This is a genomic window from Streptomyces sp. NPDC053673 (assembly GCF_055585225.1).
The window spans coordinates 12239-37216 of record NZ_JBVJKN010000032.1; the positions used below are offsets into that span (position 1 = coordinate 12239).

A 24978-nucleotide genomic window follows, 5' to 3' on the forward strand; every position below is an offset into this window, starting at 1 on the left:
GCTCTCATGGACCCGTACGGAACCTCGCAGCCCTACCACCGCGGATCGATCGCCGTTCAGCGCCGCGTCGGTGTACGCGACCAGGCCGAGCACGTCGGCCGCTCCATCGGGCCGGGCATCCGGCCGGTGGCCGCCGCGTTCCTGGAGCTCCAGCCCATGCTGGTGCTCGGCGCGGCGGACCCGGCGGGCCGGCTGTGGAGCAGTCTGCTGACCGGGCCGCCCGGTTTCGTACGGGCCACAGGGCCGCACTCCGTCTCGATAGCAGGCGGCATCCCGGACGGTGACCCGCTCGCGTGCGCCTTCACCGCCGACGCGCCCGTGGCCGGCGGCGTACCCGTCGGCACCATCGCCCTCGATCCGCGCACCCGCCGTCGCATGCGACTGGGCGGCATCGCCCGGCCCGGCCCGCGCGGGCTGGCCATCGAGGCGGAGCGGGTCTTCTCCAACTGCCCGAAGTACCTGCAGAAGCGCGAGCTGTACGAGCCGGCCGACGACGCCCCGCACACCGGCGCCGCGCGACGGGGCCGCCGGCTCACCCCCGCCCAGGAGGACTTCGTCCGCGCCGCCGACACCTTCTTCATCGCCACCCGCTCCGACGGCGGCGCCGACGCCAGCCACCGCGGCGGCAACCCCGGCTTCGTCCGCGTCGAGTCGGCGGACACGCTCAGCTGGCAGGACTATCCGGGCAACTCCATGTTCCTGACCCTGGGCAACCTGGAGACCGACCCGCGGGCCGGACTGCTCTTCCTGGAATGGGCCACCGGCACGACGCTCCAGCTCACGGGCACGGCCCGGACCGCATTCGGCGCGGACGGCGGCCGCTCGGTCCGCTTCCGCGTCGAGCAAGCCGTCGAAACCCCGGCGGCAAGCCCGCTGCGCTGGGGCGCCCCCGAGTACTCACCGGCCAATCCACCGGACATGCCCTAACCTCGCCGGATGAACCAGCAGTTGAGGGTGGCGGCATACGCCGTGTGCGTACGGGACGGGCAGATCCTGCTCGCCCGCTGGGTGGCGCGTGACGGCGCGAAGCGATGGACCCTGCCCGGCGGCGGGATGGACCACGGGGAGCACCCCGTCGACACGGTCGTCCGCGAGGTCGGGGAGGAGACCGGGTACACGGCCGAGGCGACCGTGCTGCTCGGTGTCGACTCGATGCGGGTCCGCAGACCCCGCAAGCTCGGCGCCGACAGGGACTTCCAGAGCTTGCGCATCCTCTACGAAGGACGGATAACGGGCGGCGAGCTGCGCCCGGAGACCGACGGTTCCACCGACCTGGCCGCCTGGCACCCGCTGGACGCCGTCCCCGGCCTCGACCGGGTCGCCCTGGTCGACATAGGCCTGGAGCTGTGGCGTGAGCGGCCGGCGCTGGGGCGGGTGGACGGCCACGATCCGGTGAACGGCTGAAATCCGCTCGACCCCGCACCCTCCGGGCAACGCGCCGTGCCCTGCCGGAGTCCTGTCCGCCGAGCCGACTGGCAGATGCTCGTATGCGCTCGCAGACAGGACTGGGCGGGGGACAGCGCGGCCGTCATCGAGGCGGAGTGCTGCCCGGACGGCGGGACAGGCTCTAACGGGGGAGAACCACGACATACGCCGCGGGCTCCCGGTCCGGTGAGGCCATCAGCGCCGTACGGATCACCGTCGCCTGCTGCACGGGAGCGTCCCGCAGCTTCTTCGGCGTGATGCGGACGACGGTGATCCCGAGCCGCTCCAGATGCTCGCGCTTGTGGCTGCACTCGGTCCACTCCGGGTCCCGACCCGGACCCTGCTCCTGGGCCCTGGCCGGGCGCGGGGCGCGGGTGTCGAGCTCCACGGCGACGGCCTGCTCGGGCCAGTAGGCGTCGACGCCGCCGAAGTGGGGGCCGCCGGGGAGGCGCAGATCCACGTTCCACACCGGCTCGGGGAGTCCGTACATACGGATGAGTTCGTACAGGCGGTCCTCGGCGATGGCCCGGCCCTCGGCGAGGAGGGATTCGACGGCGTCCACGACGTGGGGGCGGGACAGGAGTCGTGCGCGGTTCAACTCGCCCACGACCACGCCGGGTTCGCAGTGGCCGCCGCGCACGGCCTCGGTGAGCAGCCTGCGCACCGCGGCCGGTTCGGAGAGCCGGGCGACGGCGTCCGCGAGCGCACGGGCCACCGGGGCGACGGGCAGCCCCGTCACCTCTTCCGGACCCGGCAGCGTGTGCGTACGGATGAGCCGCGCGCATCCGGCCGAGCGCAGCCGCCGGGTGCGCGGTACGAGTACGTCGATCCGGTCGAGCGAGGGCAGCGGCGGAGCGGACGCGAACCGGTGCAGAGCGAGGGCGGCGAGACCGGTGACCATCGCCTCGTCGCCACCGGGGCGCCCCGCGTACAGCAGCGCGGCATGCAGCCGCTCCTCACTGGTCGGCGGCCCCGGGTGCAGCAGATACACACCGGGCAGCAGTTGCTGCCACGGCCCTCCGGGCCGGCACTGCTCGGCGGTCCGGGCGGCGGGTACGCCGTGCTCCCGCAGCTGTGCGGTGGACAGCACGCGTTGCCGCACATCGGAGAGGTGGCTCAAAGGGCGGGGGGAGAGCGGGGTGTTGTGGTTCATGCCCCGCACATTCCCGCCCTCCGGCCGCCCGCTAACCGCTGTTACACAGCCGTCGACAATTCCGGACAACACCGCGCTAAAGTACGCGCGTTCGACTGCCGATCAGGCCTGCCGCGGAGGGGCTCCCTCCGTCAGCCGGCGGACGCGTTCGCGTCGCACTCCTGTGCGCGCAGCGAGCGGGCCAGGTCGTCGCGGGACTCCAGGACCAGACGGCGCAGCGCCGGGGCGGCCGAGGTGTGGGACTCCAGCCAGGCGTCCGTCGCCGTGAGGGTGTGGGTGTCGTCCTGGAGGGCGGGGAAGAGGCCCTTCACCACGTCCATGCCGATCTGGATCGAACGGTCCGCCCAGACACGCTCGATCGCCTCGAAGTACTTCGCGGCGTACGGCGCGATGAGCTCTCGCTGCGACTCCTGCGCGAAGCCCGAGATCGTCGCCTCCACCAGAGCGTTGGACAGGGCGTCCGATTCCACGACCTGCGCCCACGCCTGGTCCTTGACCGCCGCGGACGGCCGCGCCGCCAGGCAGCGCACCTGGTGGCGCTTGCCGGACGCGGTGTCGTCCCTGGCCAGCTCCGCGGCGATCACGGTCTCGTCCGCCGTCCCGTGCGAGGCCAGCGGCTCCAGGAACGCCCAGCGCAGCTCCTGGTCCACATCCAGCCCGTCGATCTTCGCGGTGCCCTCCAGCAGTCCCTGCAGCAGCTGCAGATCGGCGTTCGTCGTGGCGGTCATCGCGAAGAACCGCGCCCACGCCAGCTGGTGCTGGCTGTCCGGCTCGGCCAGCCGCAGTTCCCGCAGCGCGCCCTCCGACAGCCGCCGCCCGCCCTCCTCGCGCCACTCGGGCACGGCGTAATGGGCCAGCGCCATCCGTGCCCACATGTGCAGCATCTGCAGCACGCCGATGTCCGACTCGCGCCCCGCGAAGTCCAGGACAAGGCTCACGAAGTCCCGCGCCGGCATCAGCGCGTCGCGCGTCAGGTTCCACAGCGCCGACCAGCACAGCGCCCGCGCCAGCGGGTCCTTGATGTCGCCGAGGTGCCCGCGCAGCGTCTCCAGCGAGCCCTCGTCGAAGCGGATCTTGCAGTACGTCAGGTCGTCGTCGTTGACGAGGACCAGTGCCGGCTTCTCCGCGCCCGCCAGCTCCGTCACGACCGTCCGCGCCCCGGTGACGTCCACCTCGGCGCGCGCGTACCGCACCAGGTCGGCGCCCTCGAACCGGTACAGGCCCACCGCCGCCCGGTGCGGCCGCAGCAGCTCCCCGTCCTGGACGACCGCCAGTTCGGTGATCCGGTCACCCGCATCGTACGTGACCTGGGGGGTCAGCGAGTTGACCCCGGACGTCTCCAGCCACGACCGCGACCAGGCCTTCATGTCGCGCCCGGACGTCTCCTCCAGCACCGACAGCAGATCGCCGAGGCGGGTGTTCCCGTACGCGTGCCGCTTGAAGTAGCGCCGGGCACCTTCCAGGAACGCGTCCCGTCCCGCGTACGCGACGAGCTGCTTCAGCACCGCGGCGCCCTTGGCGTAGGTGATCCCGTCGAAGTTGAGTTTGGCGTCCTCGAGGTCACGGATGTCCGCCGTGATCGGGTGGGTGGACGGCAGCTGGTCCGCCCGGTACGCCCACGCCTTGCGGCTGTTGGCGAAGGTCACCCACCCGTTGCCGAAGCGGGTCGCCTCGACCAGCGAGAACGTGCCCATGAAGTCCGCGAAGGACTCCTTCAGCCACAGATCGTCCCACCACTGCATGGTGACCAGGTCGCCGAACCACATGTGCGCCATCTCGTGCAGGACGACGTTGGCCCGCCGCTCGTACGACGCCTGGGTCACCTTGCCCCGGAAGACGAGCTCCTCCCGGAAGGTCACGCACCCCGGGTTCTCCATCGCGCCGATGTTGTACTCGGGCACGAAGGCCTGGTCGTACTTCCCGAACGGGTACGGGTAGTCGAAGTGGTCGTGGAAGAAGTCCAGGCCCTGCTTGGTGACGAGGAAGATGTCGTCCGCGTCGAAGTGCTTGGCCAGCCCCTTGCGGCACATCGCCCCGAGCGGGATCTCCAGGGTCGTGCCGTCCTCGAAGGTGCGCGTGTAGTGGTCGGTCTCGTAGTGGTACGGACCGGCCACGACCGCCGTGATGTACGTCGAGATCGGCCTGGTCTCCGCGAAGCGCCACGTCTCTCCGTCGCGGGACTCCTCCGCTCCGTTGCTCCAGACCCGCCACCCTTCCGGCGCGGCGACTTCGAAGCGGAAGGGAGCCTTGAGATCGGGCTGCTCGAAGTTGGTGAAGACACGGCGCGCGTCGGCCGGCTCGTACTGGGTGTACAGATAGACCTCGCCGTCCTCCGGGTCGACGAAGCGGTGCATGCCCTCGCCGGTCCGGCTGTAGGCGCACTGAGCGTCCACCACCAGCACGTTCTCCGCGCGCAGGCCGGCCAGGGCGATCCGGGAGCCGTCGAAGACGGCGGCCGGGTCGAGCTGCTCGCCGTTCAGCGTCACGGAGGTGACCGCGGGGGCCACCAGATCGGCGAAGGTGGCCGTGCCCGGCTCCGTGGCCCGGAAACGGATCGTCGTCACCGAGCGGAACGTCCGCGGCTCCGCCCCGTCGCTCTCCGCGGTCGCGGACCGCAGGTCGAGGAAGACCTCGTACTCGTCGACGGACAGCAGGGCGGCCCGCTCGCGGGCCTCCTCGCGGGACAGATTCTCTCCGGGCACGGCCACTCCTTCGTGTCTCGTTCGAACAGGACCGATCCTCGCATGTGCTCGTGACCGCAGATATCCCGGGAATGCGCGCGGCGGCCGGTGGTGTTTGCGCCTCAGGCGCACCCCCGTACGACATACGAGGCACGAGGAGACACATGTCCGAGAGCAGGACCCCCGCCGACTTCTGGTTCGACCCGCTGTGCCCCTGGGCCTGGATGACCTCCCGCTGGATGCTGGAGGTGGAGAAGGTCCGCCCGGTCGACGTGCGCTGGCATGTGATGAGCCTGGCCGTGCTCAACGAGGACAAGCTGGACGAGCTGCCCGAGGAGTACCGCGAGGCGCTCAAGAACGCCTGGGGCCCGGTCCGGGTCGTCACCGCGGCCCAGCAGAAGCACGGCGACGAGGTGGTCGGCCCGCTGTACACAGCGCTCGGCACGCGCATCCACAACGAGGGCCGCGGCGTCACCCCCGAGGTGATCCTGGAAGCCCTGGACGCGGTGGGCCTGCCGGCGGAGCTCGCGGAGTACGCCGAGTCGGACGCGTACGACATCGAGCTCCGCGCCTCCCACAAGGAGGGCATCTCCAAGGTCGGCCAGGACGTCGGCACGCCGGTCATCGCGGTGCCCGGCGCGGACGGCGAGCAGATCGCCTTCTTCGGCCCGGTCGTCACCCCCGCGCCCAAGGGCGAGGAGGCGGCGAAGCTGTGGGACGGCACGCTGTTGGTGGCGTCGATCCCGGGCTTCTACGAGATCAAGCGCACGCGGACGAAGGAGCCCGACTTCTCCTGAGGCCGCACCGTGCACGGAAGGACCCCCGCGAGTCATGTCCTCGCGGGGGTCCTTCTTTTCTCCGCCTGCAAGTGAAGGTTGAGAAGACGATCACGAGCAGGACGACTCTATGGCCTGGTCAGGCTCGCGTCACGGGGCGGTTCACAGGCCGGTTCACAGGCCGGTTCGCGCCACGGTTCACGGGGCGGTTCACGGGGCGATGAGCGGAGTGCGCTCCTTGGCCTCGGCGTAACGCTTCGCCACGTCCTGCCAGTTGACGACCTCCCACATGGCGTCGATGAAGTCCACCTTCTGGTTCTTGTACTGCAGATAGAAGGCGTGCTCCCAGGCGTCGAAGACCAGAATCGGCACCGAGCCCTGGCCGACGTTGCCCTGGTGGTCGTAGACCTGCTCGACGATCAGCCGGCCGCTGACCGGCTCGTACGCGAGGACGCCCCAGCCCGAGCCCTGCGTGGTGGCGGCGGCCTTGGAGAGCTGTGTCCTGAACTTGGCGAAGGAGCCGAAGGATTCGGCGATCGCGTCCGCCAGCTCGCCGACACCGTCCGCGGCCAGCGGCTCGCCGCCGCCGTGCTTCGGACCGGTCATGTTGTGCCAGTAGATGCTGTGCAGGATGTGCCCGGAGAGGTGGAACGCGAGGTTCTTCTCCAGGCCGTTGATCGATCCCCAGGCTTCCTTGTCGCGCGCCTCGGCGAGCTGCTCAAGGGTGTCGTTGGCGCCCTTCACGTACGCGGCGTGGTGCTTGTCGTGGTGCAGCTCGATGATCTCCGGGGTGATCACAGGGTCGAGCGCCGCGTAGTCGTACGGAAGTTCAGGAAGCGTGTAAATGGCCATGTCCGAGCCCTCCGACTGCTTATTGCAAATCTTTCGCAACTGCAGACTAACAGCAGGAACAGCAGGAGGGCCCGGAAGTTGATCAGCCCTTCGTCCCAGGACGGGCGTCGCGCGCGATGGCGGCGAGGTCGGGGAAGTCCGTCACGACGGCGTCGACACCGAGGGCGTAGTGCCGGGCGTACTCGGCGAAGGCGTCGCCGAACGCGACCGGGTCGGCGCCGCGGCGCAGCTCCGCCGGCAGGTACTGGTTCTCGGCACGGAAGGTGTAGGCGCCGACCTTCAGCCCGGCCGCGTGAGCGTCGTCGAGCAGCGGCGACGGCGGTACGAGGGAGGACTTGTCGGGGCCGATCCACTGCGCGTACGACGCGATCTCGCGCAGCCCGGCGGGCGTCATCATGTCCTTGTACGTGACCGGGTGCCCGTACGGGCCGCCGGTCGTGCCGAGGGCCTGCCACAGCGGTACGCCCAGTCGCTCGGCGGCGATCCGGCGCAGGCTGTCGGGCTCGAAGGACTGCACGACGCACTCGTGGGCGCGCAGGTGTGCGCGGCGGACCGCGCGGGCGAGCGCCGGCTCCAGGGGGAGGCCGATCGAGCGGAAGTAGGAAGGGTGCTTGGTCTCCGGGAAGACGGCGACGGTGCGCCCGTACCGCCGCGACAGGCTCTTCGTCAGCCGCACCACCTCGTCGAACGTCATGATCTGCTCGCGCCCGTCGAACACGGTGTTGCGATTGCGGACGGCCGGGAGCCGTTCGACGGCCCGCAGGGTCCTCAGCTCCGCGAGCGTGAAGTCCTCGGTGAACCAGCCGGTGACGGCCCGGCCGTCCACGGTCTTCGTGGTCCTGCGGTCCGCGAACTCCGGGTGCGACGCGACATCCGTCGTCCCCGATATCTCGTTCTCGTGCCGCACCACCAGGTGGTGGTCCCCGGTCGCCACGAGATCCGGCTCGATCCAGTCGGCGCCGGCCTGTACCGCGTACGTGTGCGACGCGGCGGTGTGCTCCGGCCGCCACCCGGCGGCCCCGCGGTGCCCGATGACGACGGGCCCGTGCGGCGGCCGGTGCGGCGTGCTCGCGACGGCGGGACCCACCGCCCCGGCGGCGGCAGCGGTCGCGGTCGCGGCTGTGGCGCCCGCCGCGAGAAGTATCGAACGACGTCCGGGCAGTGCGGACATACGGCTCTCCCTCGGTGTGCGTGACAGGTCCTCGCGCCCGCACGCTAGAACCGCCCGCCCCACCCAGTCCGGCGGTTCACCGCCTGTACCTCTGCCGTGCACCACCCGGGACCCATCGACGAGGCGACCCACCGACGGGGGGACAGGTCCGACGAGGGGACAGGTCCGCGCGCTCATCCGTTCCCGGACGCGGAGGACCCCCGGGCCGCGGTGGCCCGGGGGTCCTGTGTGCCTGGACGGCGACGGTCAGCGGGAGTCGCTGCCCTCACTCAACGTGCCGTGTTGTCCGTGACCGGCTCCGGCGTCTCCTGCTTCTCGGGCTCACGGCTCTTCTGCAGGACGAAGCCGGCGACCGCCAGCACCAGGGTCATCACGCCGGTCGCGAGCAGCTGATCGCGAGTGTCGGGCTGGCGGAGCATGAGGACGAAGATTCCGAGCATGCCCGCGATCGCGACCCAGGTCAGCACCGGGAACAGCCACATTCGCACCACGAGCTTCTCCGGGGCCTCGCGCTCGATGCGGCGTCGCAGCACCAGCTGGGAGACGGCGATGAACAGCCAGACGACGAGGATCACCGCGCCGATCATGTTCAGCAGCCAGGGGAAGACGTCGTCGGGGCGCCAGTAGCTGAGCAGCACGCACAGGAAGCCGAAGACGGAGGAGACGAGCACGGCGATCCGCGGCACACCGCCGGAGATCCGCCCGATCGCCTTCGGGCCCTGGCCACGCGCGACCAGCGAGTACGCCATGCGGGAGGAGCCGTAGATGTTGGCGTTCATCGCGGAGAGCAGCGCGACGAGCACCACGACCTGCATCACGGTGCCGGCGCCCGGGATGTCGAGGTGGTTCAGGGCGGTGACGTACGGGCCCTTGTCGGGGTTGGCGACGTCCGGGTCGTCCCACGGCACCAGCGTGACGATGACCGCCATGGAGCCGATGTAGAAGAGCGCGATGCGCCACATCGCGGTGCGCACGGCCTTGGTGACGCCCCGGACGGGGTGCTCGGACTCGGCGGCCGCGATGGTGACCGTCTCCAGGCCGCCGTACGCGAACACGGAGGCGAGCAGACCGATGACCAGGCCCTCCGAGCCGTTCGGCAGGAAGCCGCCGTCGCCGGTGAGGTTGGCGGTGCCGGGAGCCTCCGTGCCGGGCAGGATGCCGAGGATCGCGAGACCACCGAGGATCAGGAAGAGCGTGATCGCGCCGACCTTGAGGGCCGCGAACCAGAACTCGAACTCGCCGAAGTTCTTCACCGCCGCCAGGTTGGTGCCGCAGAACACCAGCATGAACAGCGCGACCCAGGCCCACTCGGGGGTGCCGGGCAGCCAGCCGCTGACGATCTTCGCCGCGCCGATGCCCTCCAGGCCCACGGCGACGGACAGCAGCACCCAGAACGACCAGCCGGCGGCGAAGCCCGCCCACGGCCCGATGGCCCGCTCGGCATGCACGGAGAACGAGCCGGACGCCGGGTTCGCGGCCGACATCTCGCCGAGCATGCGCATCACGAGCATGACGAGCAGGCCGGATACCGCATACGCGATGACGATCGACGGTCCGGCGGCGGCGATGCCGGCGCCGGAGCCGACGAAGAGTCCGGCGCCGATCACACCACCGAGGGCGATCATCGACAGATGGCGCTGCTTGAGGCCGTGCGCGAGCGCGGAGTCGACTTTGTTGTCGACGGGCGCGGGCGCCGAGGTCCGAGACATGGGCATGCCCTGTTCGTGGGGGACAAGGGGAGTGGCCCACAGTCTGCGGTCAGCACCGCTCACGGAGCACGACAGACCGCTATACGGACAAGATGCTCACACAATGTGAAGGTTCAGGCACGCCTTGCCCGCACGTCACGCAACTTCCTTGCGGCTGTCACGCCGTTCAGGCCGCTCGTGCAGCTCGCGCGGTTCGCAGTTCCCGGATACCTGCCACCATCAGCACCACGGCCGTCGCCGCACCCGACCACAGCACCTGCGGGCGGGCGTCGCCGTCGCCGAGCATCAGCACCAGCACGGCGCCGATCCCGGCCAGCGCCACCCACGTCAGCCAGGGGAAGCCCCACATCTTCAGGGTCAGCTTCTCCGGCGTCTCGCGCTCGATACGGCGGCGCAGCCGCAGCTGCGAGACCGCGATCAGGGCCCAGACGAACAGCAGCACCGCGCCGACCGCGTTGAGCATGTAGAGGAAGACGGAGTCCGGCCACTCCAGATTGAGCAGTACGGACACGAAGCCGAAGGCGACCGAGGCGAACACGGCCCGGCGCGGTACACCGCCGCGCGACACGGCGAGCAGACCCGCAGGCGCCTCGCCGCGCTCGGCGAGCGAGAAGACCATCCGCGACGAGCCGTAGAGGTTGGCGTTGAGGGCGGACAGCAGCGCCACGAACACCACGATGTTCATGATCTGCCCGGCGCCCGGCACACCGATCGCGTCGAGGACGGCGACGTACGGGCTCTGCCCCGGCTTCATCGCGGTCCACGGCAGCACGGTCACGATGACCAGCATCGAGCCGACGTAGAAGAAGAGGATGCGCCACACCGCACTGCGCACGGCCCGCCCGACCGCGCGGGCCGGGTCCTTGGACTCGGCGGCCGCGATGGTGACGACTTCCAGGCCGCCGAAGGCGAAGACGACGGCGAGGACACCGGAGACGACGCCCTCCCAGCCGTTCGGCAGAAAGCCGCCCTGCCCGGTCAGATTGCCGAGACCCACCGGGTCCCCGGAAGCATGGGACCCAGCCGGCAGCACGCCGAAGATCGCCAGGGTGCCCAGCAGCAGGAAGAGGACGATCGCGCCGACCTTCAGCGCGGCGAACCAGAACTCGAACTCGCCGAAGTTCTTGACCGCTGCGAGATTGGCGGCGGTGAAGACCACCATGAAGATCAGCACCCAGGTCCACTGCGGCACGCCCGGCACCCAGCCGTTCGCGATCGTCGCCGCGCCCGTCGCCTCCACGGCGAGCACGACCACCAGCAGGAACCAGTACAGCCAGCCGACGCTGAACCCGGCCCAGCGGCCGAGCGCCCGCTCCGCGTGCACCGAGAAGGCACCGGACGCGGGCATCGCCGCCGACATCTCGCCGAGCATCCGCATCACGAGCATCGCCAGCGCGCCCGCGAGCAGGTACGACACGACGATGCCGGGTCCTGCGACCGCGATACCGGCGCCCGAGCCGACGAAGAGCCCGGCGCCGATCACCCCGCCGAGGCCGAGCATCGTCAGATGACGCTGCTTCAGTCCGTGGGAGAGAGGCTCGGCCTCGGTGGCCAACGGGCTGGGCGGTGCGTCGTGCATGGTGCTGGGAACTCTCGACTGACTTCTCGGGGATTTGGCAAGAACCTACAGTCTCCCCGAGTGCGGCTCCGATCGCCAAAACGGACTCCTCCGCCCGTCACCTCAGTGACGAGCATCACGTACGAGGGACGGTTGTTGAGACTGCTTTGTCTGAACTCCACCAAGGCGCCAACCGGCTCTTTGTCATCGGCTGATGGTGATCGGTCGTTCACTCCTGGTCTAACGTCGCCATGTCCACACCGACTTCAGGAGATTCGATGAGCACTGCCGCCGCCCCCGTCCGATCCGGAGTGGTCCTCGCGGACCTGCTGCCCGCCAGCCGCGCCAGGTCCGCGGTGGACGCAGCGCTGGTGATCGGCGGCGCCGTGCTCACCGGAATCGCGGCGCAGATCTCCGTCCCGGTCCCCGGCTCCCCGGTCCCCGTCACCGGCCAGACCTTCGCCGCGCTGCTCGTCGGCACCGCGCTCGGCGCCCGCCGCGGCTTCCTCGCCCTCGCGCTGTACGCGCTCGCCGGTATGGCGGGCATGCCGTGGTTCGCCGAGGCGTCCTCCGGCTATGCCATGCCGTCCTTCGGCTACATCCTCGGCATGCTGCTCGCCGCCACCGTGGTCGGCGCCCTCGCCCGCCGCGGCGCCGACCGCTCCGTCCTGCGCACCGCCGGCACGATGGTCCTCGGCTCCGCGGTCATCTACGCCGTCGGCGTGCCGTATCTGTCCCTCGCCACCGGTATGACGCTCACTCAGGCCATCGCCGCGGGCCTCACCCCGTTCCTGATCGGCGACGCGCTCAAGGCCGCGCTGGCGATGGGGGCGCTGCCCGCCGCCTGGAAGCTCATCGGCCGCCGCGGCTGACCCCGTAATTCCTGCTGAAGAGGTTCGCCGGGTCGTACTGCTCCTTGACCGCGGCGAGCCTCTTCCGCGTTTCCGCGTCGTGCAACCCCTCCGTCCGGTCGCCGGCGGCGAAGACGAAGTTGAGCGAACGGCCCACCGTCAGCGGCGTCGGCGACGCGAAGACGTCGTCGTACATCGCCCGGACCGAGGCGACGTCCGTGCCGTCCAGCCCCGACAGCAGCCGTACGAGGAACCGCGCGTCGCGATGCGGTACGGAGTTGGGGTGCACGGGCTCCTTCGCCAGTGCCCCGCCCAGGACCCCGCCTCGATCCGGGCGGTCCGCGCCGCCGGGGCGATCCGTACGCCGTCCATCCGCCGGGTGGTGATCAGTACACCGCCGTCGACGGCCCCGGGAAGGCCGTGACCGGTGGCCTGCACGCCGATCGCCAGCCCGCGCCCGGTGGCGTACGCGACGGCCGCGCGCACCTCCTGCGCGTCGGCCGCCCCGACGACCAGGTCGGGGCGGACCGGGAAGCCGGTCTGGAAGCCGGCCAGTTCCTCGTCGTGGCCGCTGTCGCCGGGGCGGAAGACGTTCTTGCCGATGTCGTGCACGGGAAAGGCTCTCCGTTCACTCGGTGTACGGAGAGCCTTTCGCGATTACCTGACATCCGCCGTCAGGTATTCAGCAGAGGGTGTACGGCAGGGATCAGACCCTGGCGTCCTCGATCTGCTCGGTCCGGGCGGCGTCCACGGCCGCCGTGCCCTTGCCCTTGTTGGTGACCTGCAGGACGACACCGATGACCACCACGACGGCCGCGACCGCAACCGACCACAGCACGACCTCGCGGTTCGCGTCGTCGAACAGCATGTAGCCCAGCACGAAGGTGATCATCGCGGCAGTCGCCCAGGTCAGGTACGGGAAGAGCCACATCTTCACGGTCACCTTCTCCGGCGCCTCGCGCATCAGGATCCCGCGCATCCGCAGCTGGGTGAAGCAGATCACCAGCCAGACGAACAGCGCGACCGCGCCCGAGGAGTTCAGCAGGAAGAGGAAGACCGAGTCCTTGTACGCGTAGTTGGCGTAGACGGCGCCGAAGCCGAAGACGACCGAGGCCAGGATGGCGGCGGTCGGCACGCCCTTGGCGTTGACCTTGGCGAACGCCTTCGGCGCGTCGCCGCGCTCGCCCAGCGAGAACGCCATGCGGGAGGCGGTGTAGAGACCCGAGTTCAGGCAGGACAGCACGGCCGTCAGGACGATCACGTTCATGATCTGGCCGGCGTGCGGAATGCCGATGGAGTCCAGGGCCGCGACGTACGAACCCTTCTCGACGATCGACTTGTCGTTCCACGGCAGCAGCGTCAGGACGATGAAGATCGAGCCCAGGTAGAAGACACCGATTCGCCAGATCACGCTGTTGGTGGCCTTGGTGACCGCGCGGCGCGGGTCCTCGGACTCACCGGCGGCCAGCGTGACGATCTCGCTGCCCATGAAGGAGAAGACGACCATCAGCACACCGGTGAGGATGGCGCCCGCGCCGTTGGGCAGGAAGCCGCCGGCGTCGGTCAGGTGCGCGAAGCCCGCGCCCGGGTTGTCGGAGCCCGGCAGCACGCCGAACACGGCCAGCAGACCGATGATCACGAAGCCGCCGATGGCGACGACCTTGATCCCGGCGAACCAGAACTCGAACTCGCCGTACGACGACACCGACGCCAGGTTGGTCGCGGTCAGCACGACCATCACGATCAGCGCCCACGCCCACTGCGGCACGGCCGGGACCCAGCCCTCGAGGATCACCGCACCCGCGGTCGCCTCGACCGCCAGCACGACGACCCAGAAGAACCAGTAGAGCCATCCGATCGAGAAGCCCGCCCAGCGGCCGAGCGCGCGGTCGGCGTACGCGGAGAAGGATCCCGAGTTCGGGCTCGCGGCGGCCATCTCACCGAGCATCCGCATCACGAAGACGACCAGCGCGCCGACGAGGAGGTAGGACACGAGGATGGCGGGGCCGGCTGCCGCGATGCCGCCGGAGGACCCGACGAAGAGGCCCGCGCCGATCACGCCACCGATGGCGATCATGGACAGGTGGCGGTTCTTGAGTCCGGCCTTGAGACCGTCGGAAGGCTGGGGATTACCGGTGTTTCCGGTATTTCCGCCTGCCTTCGTAAGGGTCGGCTGGGGGTTCATGGACGATTCCTTACGTGTGCGGGTCGCTCGGGTTACGAGCCCCCGCATTCAAACCGGTGACCCGTCGGTACGGAAGACCTGACTCCGATTAGTGATGATGGGCACTTTCTCCCGATCGCGCCCGGGGCCTCGTCACAGCCCCTCGTCCGGTCCTCCGACAGGGCCCGCCGCCGGACCCCGCTGACGCCTGCCCGGCTCCCCGCGTGCCACACTCGGATCATGCGCGTGTACCTCGGTTCCGACCATGCCGGCTACGAACTCAAGAACCACCTCGTCGAGTGGCTCACGGCCCACGGCCACGAGCCTGTCGACTGCGGCCCCCACATCTACGACGCCCAGGACGACTACCCGCCGTTCTGCCTGCGTGCTGCCGAGCGGACGGCCGCGGACCCGGACAGCCTCGGCGTCGTGATCGGCGGCTCCGGCAACGGTGAGCAGATCGCCGCGAACAAGGTCAAGGGCGTCCGCGCCGCGCTGGCCTGGAGCGTGCAGACGGCCGCCCTCGGCCGCGAGCACAACAACGCCAACGTCGTCGCGGTCGGCGCCCGGATGCACACGGCCGACGAGGCGACGACCTTCGTCGAGGTCTTCCTCAAGACGCCGTACTCGGGTGAGGAGCGTCACACCCGCCGTATCGAGATGCTCTCGGCGTACGAGACCTCCGGCGAGCTGCCCCCGATCCCGGCCCACCACCCGCAGGAGCCGACCGCCTGATGCCCGAAGGGCACACGATCCACCGACTGGCCGCCGACTACCGGGAACGGTTCGGCGGCCGGTCCGTGCGGGTTGCCAGCCCGCAGGGCAAATTCGCCGACTCCGCGGCGCTGCTCGACGGCACGGTGCTGGAGCGCACCGAGGCCCACGGCAAGCACCTCTTCCTCGGCTTCGGCGGCTCCGACGGCGGCGAATGGGTCCACATCCACCTCGGTCTGTTCGGCAAGGTGAACTTCGGCGACGCGCCCGTACCGCCGCCGACCGAGACGGTGCGGCTGCGGCTCGCGAACCCCGAGGCGTACGTCGACCTGCGCGGCCCCACCACCTGTGCCCTGATCACGGACGGCGAGAAGCGGGCGATACACGACCGGCTCGGCCCCGACCCGCTGCGCCCGGACGACGGCCCGGACCGGGCCTGGGCCCGGATCTCCCGGTCCCGTACGACCATCGCCGCGCTGCTGATGGACCAGAAGGTCGTCGCGGGCGTCGGCAACGTCTACCGGGCGGAAGTTCTGTTCCGGCACGGCATCGATCCGTACCGCGCGGGCAGGGATCTCACCGAGCGGGAGTGGCACGCCCTCTGGGCGGACCTGGTCGCCCTCATGCGCGAAGGCGTACGGAACAACCGCATCGACACCGTCCGCCCCGAACACACCCCCGAGGCGATGGCCCGTCCCCCGCGCGTCGACGACCACGGAGGCGAGGTCTACGTCTACCGCCGGGCCCAGCAGCCCTGCCACATCTGTGGCGGCGAGATCCGCACCGCCGATCTCGCCGCCCGCAACCTCTTCTGGTGCCCGGCCTGCCAGGAATCCGGCGCTGCTGGGGGTCCCCCACGCCGCAGGGCGTAGGGGGAGCTTGAGGCGCGGGGGCCGCGGGCGGAGCCCCTGTCCCGGGTGTACTGATCACGAGCGTTGCCGACCCTCGTGATCAGTACCCAAGGCCTGTTCCACCGGACAGGCGCCTGTCGTGTGGATCCGGCCCTAGAACCCGTGCGGCAACCACGGCGCGAGGTCGGACCCGAACGCGAGCGACGCCTCCGCCAGCGCGCCCCCGCGCAGCTCACGCACCTGCCCCGCCCCGGCCAGCGTGGACAGCGTCACCCCGCCCAGGTACGCCGCGCCCAGCTCCCGTACCGAAAGCCCCAGGTCCGCCGCGTCCCCGGTCCGCTCGCACGACGCCCCCTTCGCGTCACCCGTGAGCCGCCAGCGCCCCTCGTTCCAGGGACAGAACGCGTCCTCGACCTCGAACACGACATCCACCGGCGTCCGGTACGTCCGCGCCGCCAGCGCCGCGCCCACGTCCACCAGACGTACATGCAGCGAATCGCGCACCCGGACACCGCAGCGCCGGATGTCCGTGACGAACTGCAGCAGCGGGTCGTCCACCGGCCGGTTGCGGGCCCGGACCGTCGAGGTCAGGTCGATGCCGAAGAGGAAGCGCCACAGCGCCGCGTACGCCGCCGGATCCAGCGCGCCGATGTCACGAAGCATGATCGAGCCGCCCGGCCCGAACGCGTCCCACTCCGGCTTGTTGTGGAAGCGCACATAGCCCACGACCTCGCCGTCCCGCTCGGCGAGCACGCACTGCAGCGGCGACGAGCCCTCCCGCTCGGACGGCGGATCGAGCAGCGGCAACCGCTCCCAGCCGGGCGTCCGGGCGAGCATCCCGGGCCGTGAACCGATCGTGCGCAGGTGCACCGCCTCACACGCCTCGGCCGCCTCCGCGACCGGCACGAACCGCAGCCGTACGTCGTCCGTCCCCGGCGGCGCCACGATCCCCACCCGGGACGTGTCGATCTCCAGATTCAGCTGATGGGTCCCGATGCCGTACCCGAACCGGCCGTAGATCGCCGGCTCGGACGCCGTCAGTACGGCAAGCGGCTCGCCCCACTTCCGTACGTCGTCCAGCTGACGCCGCATCATCGAGGAGAGCACCCCGCGCCGCCGGTGCGTGGCCGCCACGCTCACCATCGTCACCCCGGCCGCGGGCACGAGCGCGCCGCCCGGCACCGACACCCGGAAACTGAACGCCCCGGCCGTACCGACGCACTCGTCGCCGTCCCACGCGCCGATCGAACGATCCGTCTCGGTCAGCGCGTTCCACAGCTCGCGCTCCTCCGGGGCCTCCGCGACACCACCGAAGGCGAGCTCCAGCTTGGTGTACCACTGGTCCCAGTCGTCGCGCTGGAGCACCCGCAGTTCAGTCGTCATGGCCCATGACTACCAGGGGTGTGCGGCCCGTCGCGACCCGATTTCGAACGCAATGTCACGGGGTCCCCCTGCACGCCGGGCAAGCGGGTGGATAGGGTCCACGACGATGGCTCGTCGCGCGGCAGACTCGTACGCGGCCCGGTTGCGGAAGACCCTGCACCGGGCCAGGACGGCGCTGCGCAAATCCGGCGTCGACTATTTCCGCGGTGACGGCTCCGACTGGATCGCCCTGGCCGGACTGCTGCTGACCGTCCCGGCGATCGCCTGCGGCACGGTCCTCATGCCCGTCTGGTGTGCGCCCGCGGCCCTCGTCCTGCCCATCGTCGCGGGCGGACTGCTGCTGCGGCCCGCGAGCCTGCTCGGGCTGTACGCGGCGGCGGCCGGCGCCCTCATCGTCGAATCGCTCATGCTCGGCCCGTACATGGAGGGCCCGGCCCGGGTCACCCCCGGAACCGTCCTCGTGGTGGCCGCCTGCGGGTTCTTCGGACTGCTCATCGCCCAGTTCCGGGCCCGGGTCGGCGTGCCCTGGCGCCGCGGCGGCACCATGCTCTTCGACCTGCGCGAACGCATCCGCGTGCAGAGCGCGCTGCCCCGGCTGCCCAGGGGCTGGCACCGCGAGATGGCGCTGCGCCCGGCCGGCGGACAGTCCTTCTCCGGCGACTTCGTCGTCGCCGCCTGCACCAACGGCGGCCGCACCCTCGAAGTCGTCCTCACCGACGTCTCCGGCAAGGGCATGGACGCCGGCTCCCGCGCCCTGCTGCTGTCCGGCGCCTTCGGCGGCCTCCTCGGCTCCCTCCCGCCGCACGGCTTCCTGCCCGCGGCCAACGGCTATCTCCTGCGCCAGGACTGGGACGAGGGCTTCGCCACGTCCGTCCATCTCGTCCTCGACCTGGACTCCGGCGACTACGAACTCCTCTCCGCGGGCCATCTCCCCGCCCTCCAGCTCCACGCCGGGACCGGCCGCTGGGAGGAGAAGTCCGCGGAGGGCCCGCTGCTCGGCGTCTACGACGGCGCCCAGTTCGACCCGGTCAAGGGCACCCTGCGCCCCGGCGATGTGCTGATGCTCTTCACCGACGGCCTCGTCGAGGCGTCCGACCGCGAGATCGCCGAAGGCATGGACCGGCTGACCGGCGAGGCGGACCGCTATGTGGCGACGGGTTTCGAGGGCGCCGCCTGGCATCTCATAGAGGCCGTGGCCAAGGACGTCAACGACGACCGGGCCCTGCTTCTCCTGCGCCGCGAGCCCTGACAGTGGTGCAGGGCACACCCCGGCCCGGGCGCAAGCCCTGACCCCTGCCCAAGCCCTGACCCGGACTACCCGAGCGCCGAACGACCGCACGCGTACGGCCGTACAGTCGAGCCATGCCCCATCTCACCCTGGCCGAGGTCGAGGCCATCGCCCGCGAGGCCCACGCGACGCAGCAGGACAAGGCGGGACGCCCGTACGCCGAGCACCTCCAGGCCGTCGCCGAAGGCGTACGGGCCAGGGGCGGGAGCGACGAACAGATCGCCGCGGCCTGGCTGCACGACTCGGTGGAGGACGACGCGCTCTCCCGGGAGTGGCTGGACGCCGCCGAACTGCCGCAGTCCGTCAAGGACATGGTCCTCGCGGTGACCAAGCGGAAGGGCGAGGAGCTGCCGGACTACACCCGGCGCATCCTCGACACCCCCGGCGCCCTGCTCGTCAAGGAGGCCGACCTCGCCCACAACGCGGACCCGGCCCGGCTCGCCGTCCTGGACGAGCCGACCCGGATCCGGCTCACCGAGAAGTACGCGACGGTGCGCCGGCTGCTGGGCCTGTCAGCCCGGTGACGTCCCGCCGGAACGCCCACGACAGCTCCGGCTCCGTCGCGAACCGCAGTGCCCGCCGCACGGGAGGCGTACAGAACAGCGTCACCGCCGCGGCCGCCGCCAGCGTCACCACGATCTCTCCGGCGGGCTCGGCCAGCCACGGGTGCCGCGCCACCAGGCCCAGATACTCCAGGGACTTCACCAGGAATCCGTGCAGCAGATAGCCGCAGATGGTGCCCGCGCCCAGCACCGTGAACCACGTCCTGCGGCGCGGCACCCAGGCGAGGAAGGCCGCCGTGAGCAGCAGCGCACAGCCGAACAGCCCGACGGTCATGACCGGCCCCGCCCACCAGGGCGCGTCCAGCTCCTCGGCACTGGCCGAGTGGTAGAACCAGCCCATCCGCAGATCCGGCGTGATCCAGTACGTGAACGCCGCCGCGCCCGCGAACACGGGCAGGGCCAGCAGCCGTACCTCGCGCCGCCGCAGCATCTGGAAGTGCTCGGGCCGCATCGAGAGCCCCAGCACGAAGAACGGCAGGAACTGCAGGATGCGCTGGAGATCGAGGGTCTGCCCCATGCCCGGAGTGAGCGAGCCGAGCGCCGCGATGACCAGCGCGACCGGCAGCGGGTGCCGGATCGAGCGCCACAGCGGAGTGGACAGCCGCCAGACGAAGAGCGCGATCAGGAACCAGGTGAGATACAGCGGATCGGTCATGCTGAACGGGTAGCCGGGATCGTCGTCGGCCCACCGTTTGAAGAGCGTGTACGCCACCTCGAAGACCACATACGGCACCACCACCCCGCTCACCAGCCGTTTCAGCTGGTCGGGCCGCGCGGCGAAGCTCCGCGAGAAGTAGCCGGAGATGATGATGAACGCCGGCATGTGGAAGGTGTAGACGAACATGTACAGCGCCCTCGTGGCACGGCTGCCGTCCATCACCGGCTCCCACGCGTGCGCCACCGCCACCAGCACGATCGCGAGGTATTTGGCGTTGTCGAAGTAGGGGTCGCGTCTCTTGTGGCCGGGCGCGTGCTGGGCCTTGTGCACGTTCTGGGCTGTCTGAGCTGCCTGGGTTGTCGGCGCTGCCTGTGTTGTCTGCGCTGTCGTAGGGATGGACTCCGGCTCCCGGGCAGCCTCGGGGAACTGGGCCCTCTGCAATCCATGCGGAGCGTGGAACATTCGAGGCACCCTAGCCCGCGCATCAGCCCACGTAAAACTCCGATCGCGGTCCGTCCATTCGCCACTGAAACTACCGCCAAACGCCCCACATGCCCCAATTAATCCTGCTTAAACAGTGCAAAACGACACGCCGGAATCGGGGTGAATTTCCTCACCGATACGCCCTGAATTTCGTGTGGCCGAGCTGTGCGCATTTCGCGACGGCAAGGGAAACGATCACGCCGAATTCCATCCCCGGACACCTGTCCGCGCTACCGTGCCGCTCGGCCCCGCGGCTGCTCGCCGGCCCGCCGGAACGGTGCGTGATTGGCGTGATCGTTTCGCCGACGATTCGTCACCCGGCAACCGTCCCAAGGAGGTTGGTGGCACGATGGAGGGGACGGGGGTGTGCGGGGCTGCACGCTCCCAGGCGGGCAAGGCGGACCGACCGAGGGTGTGATCAGTGTGGCCATTTCGCTGTCTGTGGTGCTGCTGTTGGCGATCATCCTCGTGGTGATGATCCGCGGCGGTTCCATCAAGGCCGGACCCGCGATCGTCGCGGCGCTCTTCGGCTTCTTCGTCGCCTCGACGGGCATGGCGCCGTCGATCAACAGATTCCTCAACTCGATAGCAGAGACGATCAATTCGATCAGCTTCTGACGGCCCGGGTTGCAGGCCGGCGACGAGGCCGTCCGCGGCTATGACTCCGTCGAGCGGGGCTGGGTCGTCGGGATCCGCGTGGTGAAGAACAACGCGAGGAGCGCGGCGAGGGCGAGGACGGCGAGTGCGGCGCGCAGGCCGTCGAGCCTGGCGTCGGCGTTCGCGTCCAGCGCGGTCTGAGCCACCTCCGGGCTCGTGCCCGCCTTGTCGAGGGCGGTCTTGAGCTGGGCGTCCGACAGGAAGGGTACGCCGCTTTGGAGTTCGACGGCGGCCTGGCTCTTGACTTCGGCCGGGACCGCCGGATTCTGCTCGACGCTGGTCAGGAACGAAGACGTGAGCGCCGCGATCATGATGGACCCGGCGAGCGCCGTTCCGATCGAGGCACCCAGGTTGGTCACGGCGTTCTGGATGCCGCCGACTTCTGCGCTCTGCTTGTCCGGTACCGCGGACACGGTGACCGAACCGAGCTGGGAAGCCAGCGCGCCCATGCCGAGCCCGATCAGCAGGAGGGGGATGGTGACGATTTCCGCCCCGGCGTCCGCGTCGAGCGCGGCCATCAGGACGACCGCGCCCGCCAGCAACGCGAGGATCCCGAGCCGCACCACCCGCCGCGGCGAGACGTTCGGGAAGAAGCGTGGGATCAGGAGCGCGGCCGCCAGCAGGGTCAGTGAGAGCGGCAGGAGGTGCGCGCCGGTCACCAGCGCGGACAGGCCCAGGGCGACCGACAGATAGAGCGGTACGACGAAGAACACGCCCATCTGCACGAGGTACTGGAAGAAGAACATCGTCAGACCGCCGGTGAGCTGCTTGTTCTGCAGCATCGCCGGGTGGATCAGTGGCTCCCTGCGCCGCGCCACGAGCCGGGCCTCCCAGCGGAGGAAGAGCCAGATCAGAAGCAGACCCGCCAGCATCAGCCACACGACCAGCGAAACCCCGAGCCACGAAGGCGCGTCGGGCTTCGGCCTGAACCAGCCCCATTCGTCCGAGCGGAGCACGCCGTAGACGAAGACCCCGAAACCGAGGGCGGACAGTACGACGCCGATGAGATCGATGCGCGGGCGTTCGTCGCTCACGGCGTCGGCGATGGGGCGGGCGAGCAGCAGGATGCCGAGCACCACCACGACCTCGCCGGCGAAAACCCAGCGCCAGGAGAAGTACGTCGTCGCGACACCCCCGATGAGCGGCCCGAGCGCGATCGCCACGGCTCCTGCGGCCGCGACGAGCCCGTAGGCGGCGGGACGGCGTTCAGCGGCGAAGTTGCCGGCCACCAGTGCCACGATCGCGGGCAGGATGAGCGCCGCTCCGACCCCCTCGAGGAACGACCAGCCGAGCAGCAGCACGGGCAGGCTGGGTGCGAGCGCTGTGGTGAGCGAGCCGCAGCCGTAGATGCCACAGCCGATCATGAATGCGCGCTTGCGGCCGATCAGCGCCCCGACCTTGCCGCCGGGGATCATGAACATGGCCATGACGAGGGTGTAGGCCGTGATCGCGCCCTGGATCCCCGTCACCGTCGTGCCCACGTCCTCGGCCACCGTCGCGATTGAGACGTTCATGACAGAGCTGTCGAGCGCCATCAGGAACTGACCGGCCGCGAGCGTCAGCAGGACGAGCCGTGCCCTTGCCGATCTCTCGGCCCTGCCTGCCCTGGGTGCCATTGGCGAATCGTCCCAGTTGCCCGGGAGGCGGCTTTGCGACCCGCCACGGAGATCAACCACTTGGCGGGCGTGAGACCGCGCCCCTGACCCGACACGAACGGGCACGCCACGGTCGGTCAAGCCCGGGCCAGGACCGGAAACGCATCGGGGCCAGGCAGAGGAATCGACCTCTGACCTGGCCCTGAGCCATCAAGAGCGGGCGACGGGAATCGAACCCGCGTAGCTAGTTTGGAAGACTAGGGCTCTACCATTGAGCTACGCCCGCGAGGACCGCGCCGCAGGTCGTGAAGGCCGCGGCACGAAGAGCATCGTAGCGGGTCCCCGCCGGTCGCCGCACACCCCATTCCGTACGCGGCGCGTACGCAGGAAACAAAGGGGCTGGAGCACCGCCCGCGGGCATGTACCCTACGTGTCGCACCGACGGGGTGTGGCGCAGCTTGGTAGCGCGTCCGCTTTGGGAGCGGAAGGCCGTGGGTTCAAATCCCGCCACCCCGACCACCAGTCACGATCACATGCACGGCAAGATCGCATTGTGGGGCTCATCCTGCTTGCGGTTACTATGCAATCTGTGTGCCCGTGTGTCTGACGAGTGTCTTCCGACGAGTGTCTGAAGAGCCGGGCCCGAGCCGCTGAGCCGCCGCCGGACATCGCACCGGGGCGACCCGGCAGAACCCCAGAATTCAGCCACCAAGGAGACCGAACCGTGAAGAGCGCCGTGGAGACCCTGAACCCGACCCGGGTTCGGCTCACTGTCGAGGTGCCCTTCGAGGAGCTCAAGGACAGCCTCGACGCGGCGTACAAGAAGATCAACCAGCAGGTCACGGTCAAGGGCTTCCGCAAGGGCAAGATCCCGGCCCGGGTCATCGACCAGCGGTTCGGCCGCGGTGCGGTGCTGGAGGAGGCCGTCAACGACGCGCTCCCGAAGTTCTACACCGAGGCGGTCAACGAGGCGGAGATCAACCCGCTCGGCCAGCCCGAGGTCGACATCACCGAGCTGAAGGACGGCGAGACGCTGAACTTCACCGCTGAGGTCGACGTCCGCCCGACCATCGAGATCCCGGACTACTCCGGCATCGAGGTCGAGGTCGACGCGGTCGAGGTCAGCGACGAGGACGTCGAGAAGTCCGTGGAGCAGCTCCGCACCCGCTTCGCCTCCACCTCCCAGGTCGAGCGCGCCGCCGCCGAGGGCGACGTCGTGACGGTCGACCTGGAGGCCAAGGTCGACGGCGAGGTCCTCGCGGACGGCGTCGCCAGTGGCGTGCAGTACACGATCGGCTCCGGCGAGCTCCTGGAGGGCATCGACGAGGCTGTCACCGGCCTGGAGGCCGGCGGCGAGGCCACCTTCACCTCCGAGCTGAAGGGCGGCTCCGCCGAGGGCAAGGAGGCCGAGGTCACCGTCAAGGTCACCCAGGTCGCCGCCCGTGAGCTTCCCGAGCTGGACGACGAGTTCGCCCAGATGGCGAGCGAGTTCGACACCCTCGACGAGCTGAAGGCCGACAGCCGCAAGCGCCTCGAGAACATGAAGCAGTACGACCAGGCCACCCAGGCCCAGGAGCGCGTCCTGGAGAAGCTCCTGGAGCTGGTCGAGGTCCCGATCCCCGAGAAGCTGCTCGAGGACGAGATCAACACCCGCAAGCACAACCTTGAGCACCACCAGCTCGGCCAGATGGGCCTCGACCTCGCGAAGTACCTGGAGATCCAGGGCAAGACCGAGGAAGAGTTCGACGCCGAGACCAAGGAGCAGGCGGTCAAGGGCATCAAGACCCAGTTCGTCCTCGACGAGCTGGTCAACAAGGAGAAGCTGAACGTCAGCCAGGAGGAGCTCACCGAGCACCTCATGCGCCGCGCCGCCTCCTCCGGCATGTCCCCCGACCAGTTCGCCCAGGCCGTCGTCGAGGGCGGCCAGGTGCCGATGCTCGTCGGCGAGGTCGCCCGCGGCAAGGCGCTCGCCGTCGTCGTCGAGGCCTCCACGGTCAAGGACACCAACGGTGAGGTCGTCGACCTGAGCGACGACGAGGACGAGGTCGAGGAGGCCACCGAGGTCGCCGCCGAGGCCACCGGTGCGGCCGAGGAGAAGACCGAGGCCTGAGCCTCGCTCCCGACCGAGGCCGAGCCTCGCGCCCGACCCGGGCCGGAGTCTCGCGCTGACCCCGTACGACGGGCCCGGCCGCGCCACGCGCGGCCGGGCCCGTCGTCGTTCCGCGCCCGGCCGCAGCGCCGGGACGGGCGGCGTGTTCATACCGCCGCGCGCCCCCATACCTTGCGCTCCGAGCGAACAGTTCGGGAACCGGGATGGCGCCCGCCCACCAGCGCGTTAGGGTCCATGAATACGAGGGCAGGGGACTACTCGCCCACGGGCCCAACCGTGGGTAGTGGGGCCCGCCCCCAGGTACCAAGACGCTGAGACGGCCACAGCCGTCAGAGA

22 protein-coding genes and 2 tRNA genes are annotated in these 24978 nt (G+C 70.1%); 11 read left to right on the forward strand and 13 right to left on the reverse strand.

Going from position 1 to position 24978, the window contains the following annotated elements:
* Nucleotides 1–6 precede the first annotated feature (6 nt).
* Both ACZ6ZQ_RS31390 and ACZ6ZQ_RS31395 read left to right on the forward strand, forming a co-directional pair.
* A complete protein-coding gene (locus tag ACZ6ZQ_RS31390) occupies nt 7–927 on the forward strand; it encodes a pyridoxamine 5'-phosphate oxidase family protein (protein WP_469771905.1) in 921 nt (306 codons plus the stop codon).
* Between the two features lie 9 nt (nt 928–936).
* Nucleotides 937–1404 (forward strand): NUDIX hydrolase, encoded by a 468-nt coding sequence (locus tag ACZ6ZQ_RS31395; protein ID WP_469771906.1) that lies wholly within the window; start codon nt 937–939, stop codon nt 1402–1404.
* Nucleotides 1405–1567: 163 nt separating this feature from the next.
* Here ACZ6ZQ_RS31395 and ACZ6ZQ_RS31400 read toward each other — a convergent pair whose 3' ends face one another.
* Both ACZ6ZQ_RS31400 and pepN read right to left on the reverse strand, forming a co-directional pair.
* Complete coding sequence (locus ACZ6ZQ_RS31400; protein ID WP_469771907.1) at nt 1568–2578, reverse strand: hypothetical protein; 1011 nt, start codon at nt 2576–2578, stop codon at nt 1568–1570.
* A 131-nt stretch (nt 2579–2709) separates the two neighbouring features.
* Complete coding sequence (gene pepN, locus ACZ6ZQ_RS31405) at nt 2710–5280, reverse strand: aminopeptidase N (RefSeq protein ID WP_469771908.1); 2571 nt, start codon at nt 5278–5280, stop codon at nt 2710–2712.
* A gap of 143 nt (nt 5281–5423) precedes the next feature.
* Between pepN and ACZ6ZQ_RS31410 the strand changes: the two genes are divergently transcribed.
* Nucleotides 5424–6056: a mycothiol-dependent nitroreductase Rv2466c family protein gene (locus ACZ6ZQ_RS31410; RefSeq protein ID WP_469771909.1), complete on the forward strand. Its 633-nt coding sequence runs from the start codon at nt 5424–5426 to the stop codon at nt 6054–6056.
* A 189-nt stretch (nt 6057–6245) separates the two neighbouring features.
* Here the strand turns inward: ACZ6ZQ_RS31410 and ACZ6ZQ_RS31415 are convergent, their stop codons facing one another.
* The 4 genes from ACZ6ZQ_RS31415 to ACZ6ZQ_RS31430 all read right to left on the reverse strand — a co-directional run bounded on the left by ACZ6ZQ_RS31415 (nt 6246) and on the right by ACZ6ZQ_RS31430 (nt 11346).
* The gene (locus ACZ6ZQ_RS31415; protein WP_469771910.1) at nt 6246–6887 is read right to left on the reverse strand and encodes a superoxide dismutase; all 642 of its coding nucleotides are present in this window, start codon (nt 6885–6887) and stop codon (nt 6246–6248) included.
* 82 nt (nt 6888–6969) lie between these two features.
* Nucleotides 6970–8058: a glycerophosphodiester phosphodiesterase family protein gene (locus tag ACZ6ZQ_RS31420; RefSeq protein ID WP_469771911.1), complete on the reverse strand. Its 1089-nt coding sequence runs from the start codon at nt 8056–8058 to the stop codon at nt 6970–6972.
* 269 nt (nt 8059–8327) lie between these two features.
* Nucleotides 8328–9767, reverse strand: a complete 1440-nt coding sequence (locus ACZ6ZQ_RS31425; RefSeq protein ID WP_469771951.1) for an amino acid permease — start codon at nt 9765–9767, stop codon at nt 8328–8330.
* A 166-nt stretch (nt 9768–9933) separates the two neighbouring features.
* Nucleotides 9934–11346 (reverse strand): amino acid permease, encoded by a 1413-nt coding sequence (locus tag ACZ6ZQ_RS31430; protein ID WP_469771912.1) that lies wholly within the window; start codon nt 11344–11346, stop codon nt 9934–9936.
* 257 nt (nt 11347–11603) lie between these two features.
* Between ACZ6ZQ_RS31430 and ACZ6ZQ_RS31435 the strand changes: the two genes are divergently transcribed.
* On the forward strand, nt 11604–12197 hold the full coding sequence (locus ACZ6ZQ_RS31435; RefSeq protein ID WP_469771913.1) for a biotin transporter BioY: 594 nt from the start codon (nt 11604–11606) through the stop codon (nt 12195–12197).
* Here ACZ6ZQ_RS31435 and ACZ6ZQ_RS31440 read toward each other — a convergent pair.
* From ACZ6ZQ_RS31440 to ACZ6ZQ_RS31450, 3 genes are all read right to left on the reverse strand, one after another.
* On the reverse strand, nt 12178–12372 hold the full coding sequence (locus ACZ6ZQ_RS31440; RefSeq protein WP_469771914.1) for a BBE domain-containing protein: 195 nt from the start codon (nt 12370–12372) through the stop codon (nt 12178–12180). The two genes, ACZ6ZQ_RS31435 and ACZ6ZQ_RS31440, sit on opposite strands and share 20 nt — an antisense overlap.
* A complete protein-coding gene (locus ACZ6ZQ_RS31445) occupies nt 12336–12788 on the reverse strand; it encodes an FAD-binding oxidoreductase (protein WP_469771915.1) in 453 nt (150 codons plus the stop codon). The genes ACZ6ZQ_RS31440 and ACZ6ZQ_RS31445 overlap by 37 nt, the downstream gene beginning before the upstream one ends.
* A gap of 94 nt (nt 12789–12882) precedes the next feature.
* Nucleotides 12883–14361: an amino acid permease gene (locus ACZ6ZQ_RS31450; protein ID WP_469771916.1), complete on the reverse strand. Its 1479-nt coding sequence runs from the start codon at nt 14359–14361 to the stop codon at nt 12883–12885.
* A gap of 219 nt (nt 14362–14580) precedes the next feature.
* On the opposite strand from ACZ6ZQ_RS31450, the gene ACZ6ZQ_RS31455 reads away from it, so the two are divergent.
* Together ACZ6ZQ_RS31455 and ACZ6ZQ_RS31460 are read left to right on the forward strand one after the other, a co-directional pair.
* Nucleotides 14581–15075 carry a ribose-5-phosphate isomerase gene (locus tag ACZ6ZQ_RS31455; RefSeq protein ID WP_469771917.1) on the forward strand — a complete coding sequence of 165 codons (495 nt, stop codon included), beginning with the start codon at nt 14581–14583 and terminating at the stop codon, nt 15073–15075.
* Nucleotides 15075–15926 carry an Fpg/Nei family DNA glycosylase gene (locus ACZ6ZQ_RS31460; RefSeq protein ID WP_469771918.1) on the forward strand — a complete coding sequence of 284 codons (852 nt, stop codon included), beginning with the start codon at nt 15075–15077 and terminating at the stop codon, nt 15924–15926. Before ACZ6ZQ_RS31455 ends, ACZ6ZQ_RS31460 begins: the two co-directional genes overlap by 1 nt.
* 132 nt (nt 15927–16058) lie before the next feature.
* On the opposite strand, the gene ACZ6ZQ_RS31465 is transcribed toward ACZ6ZQ_RS31460, so the two are convergent.
* Nucleotides 16059–17288 (reverse strand): GNAT family N-acetyltransferase, encoded by a 1230-nt coding sequence (locus ACZ6ZQ_RS31465; protein WP_469771919.1) that lies wholly within the window; start codon nt 17286–17288, stop codon nt 16059–16061.
* A 106-nt stretch (nt 17289–17394) separates the two neighbouring features.
* Between ACZ6ZQ_RS31465 and ACZ6ZQ_RS31470 the strand changes: the two genes are divergently transcribed.
* Nucleotides 17395–18537: a SpoIIE family protein phosphatase gene (locus tag ACZ6ZQ_RS31470; RefSeq protein WP_469771920.1), complete on the forward strand. Its 1143-nt coding sequence runs from the start codon at nt 17395–17397 to the stop codon at nt 18535–18537.
* Between the two features lie 113 nt (nt 18538–18650).
* On the forward strand, nt 18651–19100 hold the full coding sequence (locus ACZ6ZQ_RS31475) for an HD domain-containing protein (protein ID WP_469771921.1): 450 nt from the start codon (nt 18651–18653) through the stop codon (nt 19098–19100).
* Here ACZ6ZQ_RS31475 and ACZ6ZQ_RS31480 read toward each other — a convergent pair.
* Nucleotides 19048–20259 carry an acyltransferase family protein gene (locus ACZ6ZQ_RS31480; RefSeq protein WP_469771922.1) on the reverse strand — a complete coding sequence of 404 codons (1212 nt, stop codon included), beginning with the start codon at nt 20257–20259 and terminating at the stop codon, nt 19048–19050. The two genes, ACZ6ZQ_RS31475 and ACZ6ZQ_RS31480, sit on opposite strands and share 53 nt — an antisense overlap.
* A 444-nt stretch (nt 20260–20703) precedes the next feature.
* Between ACZ6ZQ_RS31480 and ACZ6ZQ_RS31485 the strand changes: the two genes are divergently transcribed.
* Entirely contained in the window at nt 20704–20898 is a 195-nt protein-coding gene (locus ACZ6ZQ_RS31485) for a hypothetical protein (protein ID WP_453666516.1), read from the forward strand.
* A gap of 38 nt (nt 20899–20936) precedes the next feature.
* On the opposite strand, the gene ACZ6ZQ_RS31490 is transcribed toward ACZ6ZQ_RS31485, so the two are convergent.
* Both ACZ6ZQ_RS31490 and ACZ6ZQ_RS31495 read right to left on the reverse strand, forming a co-directional pair.
* The gene (locus ACZ6ZQ_RS31490) at nt 20937–22553 is read right to left on the reverse strand and encodes an MFS transporter (RefSeq protein ID WP_469771923.1); all 1617 of its coding nucleotides are present in this window, start codon (nt 22551–22553) and stop codon (nt 20937–20939) included.
* Nucleotides 22554–22747: 194 nt separating this feature from the next.
* Nucleotides 22748–22818: transfer RNA gene (locus ACZ6ZQ_RS31495), tRNA-Gly, on the reverse strand.
* Between the two features lie 156 nt (nt 22819–22974).
* On the opposite strand from ACZ6ZQ_RS31495, the gene ACZ6ZQ_RS31500 reads away from it, so the two are divergent.
* Together ACZ6ZQ_RS31500 and tig are read left to right on the forward strand one after the other, a co-directional pair.
* Nucleotides 22975–23051, forward strand: a tRNA-Pro gene (locus ACZ6ZQ_RS31500).
* A 205-nt stretch (nt 23052–23256) separates the two neighbouring features.
* On the forward strand, nt 23257–24642 hold the full coding sequence (gene tig, locus ACZ6ZQ_RS31505; RefSeq protein WP_469771924.1) for a trigger factor: 1386 nt from the start codon (nt 23257–23259) through the stop codon (nt 24640–24642).
* The last annotated feature ends 336 nt before the right edge of the window (nt 24643–24978 follow it).